This window comes from Schaalia cardiffensis (genome assembly GCF_016405145.1).
Taxonomy (GTDB): Bacteria; Actinomycetota; Actinomycetes; order Actinomycetales; family Actinomycetaceae; genus Pauljensenia; species Pauljensenia cardiffensis.
On record NZ_JAEKIA010000018.1, the window covers coordinates 1 to 12,505 of the forward strand.

9 protein-coding genes are annotated in these 12,505 nt (G+C 60.7%); 3 read left to right on the top strand and 6 right to left on the bottom strand.

Features of this window, described 5'->3' with window-relative positions:
* Positions 1–974 precede the first annotated feature (974 nt).
* Together JFX23_RS08725 and JFX23_RS08730 are read right to left on the bottom strand one after the other, a co-directional pair.
* Positions 975–1,160 (bottom strand): hypothetical protein, encoded by a 186-nt coding sequence (locus JFX23_RS08725; RefSeq protein ID WP_005963540.1) that lies wholly within the window; start codon positions 1,158–1,160, stop codon positions 975–977.
* A gap of 158 nt (positions 1,161–1,318) precedes the next feature.
* On the bottom strand, positions 1,319–3,001 hold the full coding sequence (locus tag JFX23_RS08730) for an FAD-dependent oxidoreductase (protein WP_198776567.1): 1,683 nt from the start codon (positions 2,999–3,001) through the stop codon (positions 1,319–1,321).
* 92 nt (positions 3,002–3,093) lie between these two features.
* Here JFX23_RS08730 and JFX23_RS08735 point away from each other — a divergent pair, with 92 nt between their 5' ends.
* From JFX23_RS08735 to JFX23_RS08745, 3 genes are all read left to right on the top strand, one after another.
* Positions 3,094–3,384 carry a metal-sensitive transcriptional regulator gene (locus tag JFX23_RS08735; RefSeq protein WP_198776568.1) on the top strand — a complete coding sequence of 97 codons (291 nt, stop codon included), beginning with the start codon at positions 3,094–3,096 and terminating at the stop codon, positions 3,382–3,384.
* A gap of 133 nt (positions 3,385–3,517) precedes the next feature.
* Positions 3,518–4,960, top strand: a complete 1,443-nt coding sequence (locus JFX23_RS08740) for an alanine/glycine:cation symporter family protein (protein ID WP_198776569.1) — start codon at positions 3,518–3,520, stop codon at positions 4,958–4,960.
* A gap of 323 nt (positions 4,961–5,283) precedes the next feature.
* On the top strand, positions 5,284–8,700 hold the full coding sequence (locus JFX23_RS08745) for a choice-of-anchor M domain-containing protein (RefSeq protein WP_198776570.1): 3,417 nt from the start codon (positions 5,284–5,286) through the stop codon (positions 8,698–8,700).
* A gap of 95 nt (positions 8,701–8,795) precedes the next feature.
* Here JFX23_RS08745 and JFX23_RS09620 read toward each other — a convergent pair whose 3' ends face one another.
* The 4 genes from JFX23_RS09620 to JFX23_RS08765 all read right to left on the bottom strand — a co-directional run bounded on the left by JFX23_RS09620 (position 8,796) and on the right by JFX23_RS08765 (position 12,484).
* Positions 8,796–9,155, bottom strand: coding sequence for a HepT-like ribonuclease domain-containing protein (locus tag JFX23_RS09620; RefSeq protein WP_198776571.1), 360 nt, complete (start codon positions 9,153–9,155; stop codon positions 8,796–8,798).
* Complete coding sequence (locus JFX23_RS08755) at positions 9,152–9,472, bottom strand: nucleotidyltransferase family protein (protein ID WP_198776572.1); 321 nt, start codon at positions 9,470–9,472, stop codon at positions 9,152–9,154. The genes JFX23_RS09620 and JFX23_RS08755 overlap by 4 nt, the downstream gene beginning before the upstream one ends.
* A gap of 227 nt (positions 9,473–9,699) precedes the next feature.
* Complete coding sequence (locus tag JFX23_RS08760; protein ID WP_198776573.1) at positions 9,700–11,304, bottom strand: alcohol dehydrogenase catalytic domain-containing protein; 1,605 nt, start codon at positions 11,302–11,304, stop codon at positions 9,700–9,702.
* 160 nt (positions 11,305–11,464) lie between these two features.
* The gene (locus JFX23_RS08765) at positions 11,465–12,484 is read right to left on the bottom strand and encodes an SDR family NAD(P)-dependent oxidoreductase (RefSeq protein ID WP_198776574.1); all 1,020 of its coding nucleotides are present in this window, start codon (positions 12,482–12,484) and stop codon (positions 11,465–11,467) included.
* Positions 12,485–12,505: the final 21 nt, after the last annotated feature.

Sequence of the window (12,505 nt, forward strand, 5' to 3'; positions counted from 1 at the left end):
AAACGTCAAAGCCCAGAAAAACCCACCACACCACAACAGCACAGCAGGCAATCCCAACCAAAAACAACTCAAAAACAAAAAACAGGCATAAAAAACAAACACACTATCGAGTTCACAAACAACACCCAAACACCTTCTTAAACAAGACACAGGAATGCCCTGCGAAAGAAGGGGAGGCTTAGCGCCGTGGCGCGAACTTTTGACTTGAAAGAGTCTCAAGCGCTCGGCGCAACAAGAAGAACATTAGCGACCGCCCGATGCACCGTCAAATCGAGATCCGAACCCCTCAAACACCACTCACCAGCTCACAAATGCTGAGAATATCGCCAAAAACTCCCGCTCCCACAAGAGGAGCACAAGGCTACGAAGCGGGCACGTAATCCATCACACACAGCTTCTTCGAAGTCAGCAGCACGCGGCTTCAGCATTATTCCTAGCTTTTTTCGTCCAGATTTTGCGCATTTTCCGTGTTGCTTGGAACCCACTGCTTCTTTACGAGAACCCGTAAAGGTCCTTGCGATACGCGCCACCCGTGCGGCACAGTCAAGACCTGGCACGCGTGCGAATCCATAGACATCGAGGAAGAAGGAACGGAGAAGAGGGCCGAAGCCGACGCGCATGCGCACGCTTCCCTGCTGGTCTGCTGGTCTGCTGGTCGACGGCACGCCGATACCCACGCCACCGCAAACCCCAGCACACATGAATGCGCGGCACGCCGGAACATAGTCCGTGCGCGCCGCGCATTGGTGTTCAAGCGATCCGCATAGCCGCAAGCCTGAGAGTCGACGGCCTCAGACTTCGCAGGTAGATCGGAACCATGAGCCTGAGAGGCGAAGCGAGGCTACGCCCCCTTCCGACATAAAAGGGGCCTCGCCTTTACAGAGGCCGCACCCCTTATACAGAGGTCTCGCTCTTCCCAAAGAGGCCCTTCAAGGGGACTTCCGATTCGCTCTGACCTCAACGGGAACTCCGGGTCACCTACGGCCGAAGAGGCTCCCGAAGAAGCTCGAGTTCCCCTTCACCTTCGCAATCTCTTCCGCACTGTGCTTGCCATCGCACCACTGCGAAGCGGGAACCATCGCACGCACCGCGTCAATGTGCTGGCCGCAGCCAGCCCACGTCGTCTTACCGCACACCTTGCACTTCACCGGACTGCACATGTTGTTCTCCTTGGTTTCTCGCACCCTCGTGCGTCGTTGTTCAATCCTGTCAAACCCGAGCCCTGACAGCGCCCGATTGCTCCGATCATCAGCGTCACCCTCGCGTGCGAGTGATTGATGTCTTGTACCTCGAGCACTGACACCGAGCACGAAGAAACTCAACGCTCAATGAGACCCGGGTGACGTTTCGCCCAGGCTTCAAGCGTGAGCATTCCCCCGTCGAGCGATGCGGCCTCGAATCCCGCATCGACGAGCATGCGATACGCCAGATAGGAGCGGACACCCGAGAGGCAGTGAATCGCGATGGGACGCTCGTCGGCAGCCTCGCGGACCTCGTCTATGCGCCCCCGGAGCTCAGTGTGCGCAATGCGCAGCGAGCCGGGAATCCTCGGCCCTTCGGCGACCTCATCGGGCTGGCGCACATCGAGGATGAGGTGAGTCTTTCGGATCTCGTCGAGCTGGTTCGCGTACCAGAGTTCAAGCATGCCGTCAAAAAGGTTCTCCGCGATCATTCCGACCATATTGACAGAGTCTTTCGGAGCTCCGAAAGGAGGAGCGTAGGCGAGGTCGAGGTCAATGAGTTCTTCCGCCTTGAGCCCTGCACGGATCGCCGTTGCCAAGACATCGATCCTGCGGTCGACGCCCTCACGCCCAACACCCTGCGCCCCCAGGATTCCCCCGTCTTCGCCAAGGAGGACCACCAGGGAAATGGTGGAGGCGCCGGGGAAATAGCCGACGTGCTGAGCATGGTGGGTGTGGATCGCCCTGAAGGGGATTCCCGCTCGAGTGAGTTCACGAGAGTTGGAACCGGTCATCGCGACCTGGAGATCGCCAGCCCGCACGATCGCCGTGCCCAGGGGCTTGACAATCTCCTTAGCGGCCGGGGCCTGGCCATTGAGAACCGAGATGATGTCGTCGGCAATACGGCGCCCCGCACGGCTCGCAGGACCCGCGAGAGCAACGGGACGACGAGCGCCGGTTGCCGCAATGGTGGACAGCGCAGCATCTCCGGCGGCCCAGATGCGCTCATCGGAGGTACGCCCATGATTGTCAACGTCGATCGCGCCATTCTCGACGCGGATCCCGGCGCTTAGGGCAAGTTCGATGCGGGCACGCGCACCAACCGCAACGAGCACGAGATCAGCTTCGAGAGCGTCGATCCCCTCGACGATGACCCGTCCGCGCCCGCCCTCGTCTTCAATGCCACTCACCCGAGCGGATTCGATGACAGTGATGCCGATGCGCTCGAGTTCATCGAGGACGAGGGAGGAGAGTTCCTCTTCTACAGGAGGCAAGACATGGTCGCTTCCTTCAACAAGAGCGACCTCCATGCCCGCAAGACGCAAGGACTCGGCGGCCTCGAGGCCAATGAAGCCCGCACCAATGACGACTGCACGTCCGCCGGGCTCGGCCATCTCCTTGACCCCAACGGCGTCGGGGATGGTGCGCAAAGTTTTGACGAAGGGCAGATCAATTCCCGGGATCGGAAGATCAACCGATCGGGCGCCGGGGGCCAGGACGAGGGCGTCGTAGGCGAGTTCTTCTTCTCCCTGCGAGGAGCGGATACGAAGGCTTCGATTCACAGAGTCGACCGCGAGTACTTCCGTGTTGACTCGGATATCAAGGTTGAGGGAGTCGTAGATCGACTTCGGGGTCTGAACCCGAAGTGCGGCTTCCTCGACGATTTCCCCGCCGACGAAGTAGGGAAGACCGCACGAAGCGATGGAGATATCCATGCCCTTTTCGAGGACGATCACGTGGGCCTGTTCGTCGAGGCGACGAAGACGAGCCGCGCAGCTCATTCCGGCGGCGACGCCGCCAACGATCACGATGGTGTTCATTGGTCCTCCGTTGAGTTCGGATTGTCAGGAAAAATATACCCTGCGGGGTATCATTTCCTTGTGTTCGCAAGTGCACGTGGAGGGAGAGAGATATGACACCTGAAGCCCTTGAGTCCGAGCGCGCACAGGCCCAGAAAAGGGTCCTCAACCGTCTTAAGCGAGCGCGGGGCCAACTTGATGCGGTCATTCGCGCGGTCGAAGAGGGGCGACGATGCAGCGACATCGTGACACAGCTCGCGGCGGTGAACTCTGCTCTGCAAAGAGCTGGTTTTTCCGTGATCTCCTCCACCATGCGCGACTGCGCAAGCAACAAAGAGCAGACCCCTGAGGATGTAGAAGCCCAGTTCAAAGAATTGGAGAAGCTCTTCCTCTCTTTGTCCTAAGTTCACTCCCCGCTCATTCCCCTCCCCCACATTCCGCACATTGGCATGACTCGGACTTGACTGTTCTTATAAGCTTTTCAGCGACAACCTTGGCTCAAGGCCAAAGATTCCCAACTTCTGATAAGAGAACGTCATGCCTTCTGAACCCCAGTCGCTGTCCGAGGTCATCAACGGATACCTCGACATCGTCTCCACGGCGCTCTACAGCTACATTCTCATCGCTCTCCTCATCGGCACGGGCCTGTACTTCTTTATCCGCTCCAAGGCCCTGCCCCTTCGCATGTTCCGAGAGTCCATCCGCGTCGTCTCTGAACCGCCAGACCAGGAGGGGGCGATCTCTTCCTTCCGGGCCCTGATGATTTCGACCGCCTCGCGAGTGGGCGTCGGCAATATCGCAGGTGTCGGAACGGCCATCGCGCTCGGCGGCGCGGGCTCCGTGTTCTGGATGTGGGTGATCGCCACCCTTGGCGCCGCATCCGCCTTTGTCGAGTCCACTCTTGCGCAGATCTACAAGAAGCGCGGCCACGGCCCCGACGATCACTCGATCGGCGGCCCCGCCTACTACATTCAGATCGCACTCAAGCAGCATTGGCTCGCAGCGACCTTCGCCCTCGTCTTGATCCTGACGTACATGGGCGGCTTCAATATGCTCGCCTCCTTCAACGTTGTGGATTCCTTCAGCCAGTACTCCTGGTTCGATCCCTCCTGGACCCCCTACCTCTTGGGCGGAATCCTCACCATCGCCATGGCACTGTCGATCTTCGGAGGCACGCGCCGCCTGACCTACGTCACTGGCCTCCTTGTGCCGATCATGGCGCTGATCTACCTCGCTGCAGGCCTCATCGTCGTTGTTTTCAACTACCAGAACATTCCCTCGATGTTCCTTCAGATCTTCGAACAGGCCTTCGATTTCAGGGCGATCTTCTCCGGTTTCGCAGGCTCGGCAATGATGTACGGCATCAAGCGCGGCCTCTATTCGAACGAGGCCGGCGTCGGTTCCGCTCCGAACGCCGCTGCGACCGCCTCCGTCTCCCACCCCGTGAAGCAGGGCCTGGTCCAAATGCTTTCGGTCTTTATTGACACGATGGTGATCTGCACAATCACCGCCTTCATCATTCTTTCTTCGGGGGTGCAAGGAGGCGAGGACCTCAAGGGAGCTCCACTCGTCACCCAGTCGATGGCGACCGTCTTCGGCGACTTCGCTCTGCCCTTCACAAGCTTCGCTCTGCTCCTCTTCGCCTTCACGACGATTATTGGCAACTTCTATTACGCAGAGGTCAATCTTCGTTTCCTCGTGGGCGATCGTCCGACTCCGATCTGGGCATTGCAGGTTTTCCGCTCGATTGCGGCGGTGCTCGTCTTCATGGGCGGCCTCTTGGAGTTCTCGGTCGCATGGAATCTCGGCGACATCCTCATGGGAATCATGGCCCTCATTAACCTGCCCGTCATCATCATCCTCGGCAAGAGAGCTCTCGACGCCGCCGAGGACTACATCGCCCAGCGCAAGGCCGGGAAGAACCCCGAATTCAGAGCCACTTCAATCGGTATTACCGACACGCTCGACTACTGGCACTAAGGCTCCAGCGCTCCACGAGCCTTCACCCTTGGGCCCCGCCCTCGTTTCATACGAGGACGGGGCCGCGCCCTTTTTCAGTCCTCTTCCTCTTACCACTCCCCCTCCCCTCAGTTCTTCCTCGCACCCGCTTGATCTGCCCACTCGACCTCGCATTGCTGCCCTTGAGCGCAGTGGCCTTTCCAGCTCATTGCGCCTCAGGATCACGAGCACACCAAACTTGATAGCGAGAATGCTTATCATTAAGATTCTTCGATGACCCACTCATTCGAGCGCCGCAACACGGACTCAGTGCCTCGAATGTCCTCGTCAATAAGGAAGCAGTGATGTTACTGAAGAAGTCGAAACTCCTCGGCGGGATCATGGCCTGCGCCCTCTCCCTCGGTCTCCTCGCACCCCCCGCGAGCGCCGCCGGGAGGGACACCATCAGCGAAGGACACACCGATGCCTTCTACGTCGATACCAGCGAAGGCACCCCGAAGGTCCTCGTCAATCACGGCCTGAGCAACACCAAACTCAACCCGAATGAGGTCGCTTTCGCCATTTCTGCCTCGACCTACGGCGAATACGAGGTCTTCGCCCCCTACCTCGAACGCGGACACAGCGGCTACTACACAGCTTCAGAAGACAGCGACTACTTCGAGCCCGGCTGGTCAGCGCCACAATTCCGCAACAACGGCTTCACCTCGGTACGCATCGACTTCACCAAGGTCGAAGGCCCCGGCGATGTCGCGGTCTTGGGCAATCGCCTCATCGACAGCGAGCCCTTCGCAAGATTCCTCATCCCCACCGAGCAGATCAACACACTGGGAGCCCTCTTTGAGGCCCTCACCTCCCCGGACAAGCTCAACCAGTTCGGAACCGAGGGAATCCCCAACGGCAACTACTACCTCGAGGCCGGCACCTCACTGCCGATCTTCGGTCACACGCACGCCCACTGGTTCTTCAACGCTCCCGGCCACTACGAATTGACCGGAAAGGCCGTCGCCACCAGGCAGGACGGCGAGACAGTCGAATCTGAACCCTTCACAAGCGTTTTCGAGGTCGAGGACGCAGGCGCAAGCAAACCTGGGGCGCCGCCGAGCAATGACGCAGAAGAGGCGGATGCTTCGGAGGCGGACACTTCTCAGGCGGCTCCTTCCCCTCAAGGAAACGAGGGGCAGTCCGGATACACACTGAAATCGGATCCGATCACCTTCGACTCCGGCCACATGGATGCCTTCTTCATCGGCACCCGCGGCGGCTCACCCAGTCTCTTCCTCAAAGAGGACGTGAGCGCCGCAGAGCCCACACGCCGCGTCCCCTCCTCAGTGACCATGCTCTTCGTCAAAGAACGCTACGAGGAGACCGGGAACTACAACGGGTCCATCAATGAGACGGCCGGATACCACTCGAACGCCATCGGCCCTGAGATGAGCATCTACTCCCCCGGCTGGTCCGTTGACGATTACCAGGCGAATGGCTTTTCGAAGGCTCAAGTGCGTTTCACCTCGGTCGAAGGCCCCGGAAAGATCGTCCTGACGGGCACCCCCACCCTGGAGGGATCTCTTCCCCCCGTTCTTCGTGATTCGAGCCCCTACCTCAGTGCAGGTGCGATTCTTCCGATTACTGGACACACCCACGGCTACTGGCTCTTCACCCGCCCGGGAACCTACACGATCAAAGCTCAAGCGCTCGTCACCCCTACCAATGGGGGCGCACCCCTCGAATCCCCGATCGAGACCTACACCTTCGTCGTCGAAGCGAATCCGGCAGATCCTTCAGTTTCCGAGCACGAAGAGCCCTCGCTCCTCATCTCCAACACCGGCGGCAAAGTTGAAGCCGGTTCGCTACTCGAAGCCCTCGCTTCGGGCTTTTCCGAAGGCACCCGCCTCGAAGCCGCACTGACCGCCATGTCCGCGCCCTTCACCCGCACGCCGCTCGCATCTGATGCCACCGCTGATAAGACGGGGAAAGCTACCCTATCCCTCCCCATCCCCGCGCAGCTCGAGCCTGGGATGTACACCCTCTCAGTTGGGCGCCCCGGTGAAGAACATGAGGCTTTCGCCCTCGTCACCATCACCGCTCGCCCCTCAAGCCCGCAACAGCCCGGGCCCGAGGCACCCACACCCCCGCAACAGCCAGGCAATCCTCTCCTCCCCACCCCCGAGGAAGGTCCCTCTCCCGATGGGATCATCACCACGAAGGACAAGGTCGAAATCGACCACGGACACCTCGACCTTCTCACCGCGATCGTCAAAGACCACGCCCTGTACCTGGTGGTAAAGGATGATTCGACGGGTAGGCCCATCCTGCGTGACCCCGCAGATATCACCCTGCGAGTTCGAGGCAATGCGCTGAGGAACTTCGACAAGCAGCTCGCCCCGGGCCTTCCCGAACAGGGCTACCTTCTCGACGCCGGAGGTCTGAACCAGCAGGAGATCCTTTTCCCCGGATGGGACACGAACGGGGTTCGCCCCGACTACGGGGAGGTCGACTTCGAGATCGTGTCAATGAGCGCCCCCGAAGGCGCAAAGGCCTACATGTTCAACACGAAGACCTTCGGCGGAGCCGAGCCTGCCTTCACGAATGGTGAACTCGAGATCACGCCCGGCGCAATCATCCACCAGTCCCGCCCCGCCCACGTGCACACGAATTGGCTGTTCTCCGCTCCGGGCGAATACACGATGACGGTCCGGGCCACGGCCTCGCCGCTTCTCGCCATCGGCTCTGGACCCTTGAAATCTCGGACAGCGACCTACACCTGGAAGGTCGACGAGGCCGAAGGGGCCCCCGCTCCGCCCACGACCTCACCCTCCCCTGCGCCCGCGCCCTCTCCTGCGCCCGCACAGGACACGAGGGAACACTCCTCCCCCTCCCCCACTCCTTCACAAGCCTCCGCTCCTGGGACCACGAGCACGACATCGACCCAGCGTTCGAGCGGCTCTGCCCTCCCCAAGGCGAAGTGCTTCCCGAAGAGTCAGGGCGGTTCGGGGGCCGACACCCTCATTGCGCAGATCAAGGACGATAGGACTTCCCCAGGAGAGTGGGTCGATCCCACAACCTTGAACTTCTCCATCGGAGAGGCAGGGAAGGTCACCACCCCGATGGACATCGGAGGGATTGCGAAGGGCACCACCGCCTGGATGATCTCCATGTCCCAGGTCAAGGGTGTTCCCTGGATCGGCGTCAACACTCAGCATCCGAGCCTGCAAGAGAAGACCCAAGGGGCGACGAACTTCGCATTGACCTCCTTCTCAGGCCCAGGCAGGGTTGAGGTCTTCGAGTTCGGCCCTCCCCCCATCTCCTCAGTCGGCGAGATCTGGTTCTCCGGCTCTGAAGGCTCCGCGCAAGGATCCCATTCGGTCGATCCGAATACCCACGTCCACCCCAACTGGATCTTCACAGAACCCGGGCATTACACGCTCGGGATCACCATGACGACTCAAGCGAAGGACGGATCCGAGTTGAGGGGTTCAACGACTCTGAGTATCGACGTCGGAACTGAAGGCGGCGTCAACGACGGACACTTCGACCTCGGGCCGAGCATCGGAGCGGCGGGTTCCACAACCGTGTGGGTCGACGCGAACGGCAACCCCTGTACCCCCGACGCGAACGACCTCGCAGCCGCAGGACTGGCGAAGACCGGGGCTGCGGGCATCGGGGAGCTCGAAACAGCCGCTGCTGCCCTTGCCTTCCTCGGAGCCCTTCTCCTCGTGCTCAAGCGACGAGGCTCACTGCACCTCGGGCGGCGAAAAGCCTGAGATGCACTCAAGGGTGGGGCTGTTTCTCCTCAAGAGAAGCAGCCCCACCCTCAGTGTGTATTCGCCGAAATGCACCATCGGCGTCATCGAGGTCTCTATTGAGAGGAGTCCAGATGGTGAAGGAGGCGCTCAATCAGGTCGGGTAAATCTCTTTCAGCCGTCCTCCACAAGATCTGCGGATCGATCTCGTGATAGCCATGGGCCATTCGGTTGCGCATGCCTCGCACGAGGGGGAAGGACAGATCGGAGTTGTTGTGCGTGAAATCTTCCGGGAGGTCCTCAATGATTGCCTGCAATCTGATCACCGCGTGGCTCACCGCAAGCTGGAGAACACCCGCCTCACTCGTCGAGGCAACGAAAGCGCCGTGTCCGCGCTCGACAATCCACTCGATCTGCGCCTTCAATTCATTGAGCGCTGCGATAATCTCTTCAACGCTAAGGGATTCGCGCGTCACGCCAATAGCACCGCCTGACGACGAGCATGGTCGGCGGCGTAGCCGCTCGCGTGGAAGGACATGATGTCGACGGGTCTTCCGAACAACTCCGAGAGTTCAGCCTCAGCGGCCACAACGTCAAGGAGCGATGTCCCCTCCCCGAACTCGACCAGAAGATCGATGTCGGACTCCTTGGTCGCCTTGCCCGTGACTTGGGAACCGAAGACGGCGATTTTTCCCGTCCCGCGGTGTGCACGGACGATGGCGCGAACCTCATCGGCACGCGACATGATCTCCCCCATCACCACAGGAGGGGGAAGATGCGTGCTCGTGCTCATATGGCCAGCCTATCTTCTCGCCCAGTTCATGTCAGTCCTTGTGACGCGCCGAGGCCCAGCGCTAGGCGATGGCCCAGATGGCGCTGAGGCTCATAGCACCTCGGGCGACGAAAAGCCTGAGACGCACTCAAGGGTGGGGCTGTTTCTCCTCAAGAGAAGCAGCCTCACCCCTGCGTTTGTCCGACGGACGCCCACTGACTCAGCAGGAGACACCGATCATGGCGGGCTCACTTCGCGCTCGCGAGCAGAGCCTCCTCGGCCTCCTTCGTCCACAAGCCGTTATTGAGCTTGGCCGCAACCTCGGGGAACTTCTCGGCAAGCTCGGAAACGGGAGTCAAGCCAAGATCGTGAAGCATCGGGAAGACCATGATCTTTCCGCCCGAGGTGCGTGTGATGACCGAGCCGATGGCATCGCCGAAGCCCGCCATCCCCGTCACCGCCCACAAGGAGATCGTCGTGTCGATAATCCCCTCCTCGATCTTCTTCAAGACCGTGCGCATATCGGACACATCCGAACCGGAGGTACCGAGCATGAAGATCTTGCGCTCGATGATCCCCTGCAGATCGAAGTCGCCGAAAGTCCCAGCGGGGATGCCCGCGAAGGCGTTGAGAATCGCGCCCTCGGCGCACATATCGACCGCCTGGGAGACCAAGGGCGGCACCGGCACGAGGCAGGTGACGTAGGTGTAGCCATACTCGAGGGGTTGAGTCGAAGTATTGAGGATCTCGAGGGGCACCCCGTTCTTCTCAGCGCTCGGGCCGACAACCTTCTTGAGGTTCTCCAAGCGCTCATCCGACAGGTCGGTGCCCACGACGCTCAAGCCCTTCACTCCCGAAGTGACGGCGCGCATCGTGTGCATCACACCCATCGGACCGGCAGCGCCAATGAAGGCGCACGTGTCGTTCTCGCGCAGCTCGCCGTTCGCGGGGATCCAGGCGTACCCCTCGGCCGGGTCCGAGCCGGTCGTGCCGCAAAAGCGAGTGAAATCGTAGTGGACTCGACCGATGTCCAAGCTGAGCTTACGGTCGATCCTCTCTCCGGAAAGGACTGTGCACATCACTCCGCGCGTCCCCAGGAGCAGCGCGGCTTTCTCGATCCCCTCCGGGTCGGCGCCGAAGAAGACGATGTCCTCAAAAGACTCGCCCTCGAGAGAATCGAGCTCAACGACCTCGACGCGCACAATCTCGGCGGGAGTGTGCTCAGCAGTCAAAGAGTCGATTGTCCCCTCGCCCACGACAAGGAGGCGGCCACCATCAGCGATGTGGTTGCGCTCGGCCCAGGCATAGGAGCCTTCGACCGTCGCCCAGGGTTCGATGAGGCCCACCGCCGCGGCGGAGGGGCCCTCCGAGACGTGGATGAGGAACTCCTCCCCATCGGGTGAAACGACGCAGCGCTCGTCAACGACGACGTACTCTTCGAGGGCGCCATCGAAGTTGTAGCCGAAGGCAGCGTTCGACTTCGCGGTGCGCAGATGCTTCCAATCGGCCTGGACGAGGAGGCGATCGCCGACGGCGAAATGCGTGACCTTCTCGCCGACTTCAACGACGCGGACGACGGGCTCGTGACCGGGGGTCGTCGGCTCTGTTCCGGGCCGGTAGCTCGGGATCTCCTTGAGGGCCTCCACGTCGATGCCGCTGATGACCTCAGACTTGCGGGGGTGGGTGTTGAACTGGTGAAGGAGCTTCGTATCGGAGAAGCAGATGCCGCATGCCTCAACCTTGAGCATCATCTGGTGCGGGCCAACAGGATCGATCGCCTTGTGATCGTTGACGATGAACTCGTCGGGTCCGACGATCTGGATCGCGCACTGGGTCTTCGGGTACTCAGTCATGGTGTGTTTCCTTTGCTTCGGTTGTTCTCCGGCGAGCCCTGGCTCTCCCGGTCTGCACAAGGCGTGGGGTGGAAGTGACGCCCGCTCGCCAATTCACACGGCGATTGCATTCGAAGCCCAGCTGGGTCCGGGCGCGCACCCCACGCGTTCTCATGAGGATTCAGTTCATCATCACCTGGCCGCCCGTTACGGGCAGAGCCTGGCCGGTCTCATACGCCTGTTCGACGATGTAGTAGATCGCGCGCAGCACATCAATGCCCGAAGCTCCGCGGCGCATCGGGACCTTCGCCTCGTAGAATTCCTTGACATCCGCGACCGTCTTCGCACCGGGAACCTTGCCGGACTTGAGGTACTGAACGAAGAGTCCACGCTCCGGGTCGGACCACAGCGGCCCGTCGTAGAAGTTACCCGGGCAGATGGCGTTGACCTTCACCCCGTGTTCAACGAGCTCGAGGGCGAAGGATTGGACGAGTCCAATGCCGCCGAACTTCGAACCCGCGTACGCCGCGTTCTTGTTCGAGCCGACGAGCCCGGACTTCGAGTTGATCTGAATGATGTCGGTCAACCAGGCGCCCGAGGTGGCGTGCTGACGACTCAGCACACCACCAAGGTGCTTCGTCACGAGGAAGAAGGCAACGTAGTTGATGTCTGTGGACAGACGGAAAGCGGAAGCATCCTGTTCGAGGACGGAGCCTGCGCGAACGATCCCCGCATTCGACACGATGAGGTCGATGCCTCCGGTGATTCTTTCGATCTCTTCACTCATCGCGGCGACGGACTCCTCGTCGGCGACATTCACTGTGATCGGGTGGGTCGTGTCGCTTCCGAGTTCCTTCGACTTCGCGAGCGCGCCCTCGGCGTTGAGGTCCGCGATGTAGACGAAACAGCCCTGCTCGACGAGGCCTTTGGCAATTTCGGCTCCGAAACCTTGGGCTCCGCCGGTGACGAGGGCGACGCGCCCGGAGATTTCACGCTCGCCCCGCTTCGTGGCGACCACCTCGTAGGTCTCCTCACCCGTGGAGACGACGACGGGCAATTCGACGTCCTTAAGAGTCTTAGCGTCGACGCTGAGAAGATCAGCGTCGAGTTCAAGCGTCGCGGGCTGATCGGTCTGGCGCACAATCACGGGACGGGAAAGGGCGTTAAGGAAGAGGCCCCGAAGGAGCGGTGCGTTGGTCATTGTCGTGTCCTTTGTCATGTC

Excerpts from the sequence above, each read along its gene's own strand:
- JFX23_RS08725 (WP_005963540.1), bottom strand. The coding sequence starts at position 1,160 with ATGTGCAGTCCGGTGAAGTGCAAGGTGTGCGGTAAGACGACGTGGGCT.
- JFX23_RS08730 (WP_198776567.1), bottom strand. The coding sequence starts at position 3,001 with ATGAACACCATCGTGATCGTTGGCGGCGTCGCCGCCGGAATGAGCTGC.
- JFX23_RS08735 (WP_198776568.1), top strand. The coding sequence starts at position 3,094 with ATGACACCTGAAGCCCTTGAGTCCGAGCGCGCACAGGCCCAGAAAAGG.
- JFX23_RS08740 (WP_198776569.1), top strand. The coding sequence starts at position 3,518 with ATGCCTTCTGAACCCCAGTCGCTGTCCGAGGTCATCAACGGATACCTC.
- JFX23_RS08745 (WP_198776570.1), top strand. The coding sequence starts at position 5,284 with ATGTTACTGAAGAAGTCGAAACTCCTCGGCGGGATCATGGCCTGCGCC.
- JFX23_RS08755 (WP_198776572.1), bottom strand. The coding sequence starts at position 9,472 with ATGAGCACGAGCACGCATCTTCCCCCTCCTGTGGTGATGGGGGAGATC.
- JFX23_RS08760 (WP_198776573.1), bottom strand. The coding sequence starts at position 11,304 with ATGACTGAGTACCCGAAGACCCAGTGCGCGATCCAGATCGTCGGACCC.
- JFX23_RS08765 (WP_198776574.1), bottom strand. The coding sequence starts at position 12,484 with ATGACCAACGCACCGCTCCTTCGGGGCCTCTTCCTTAACGCCCTTTCC.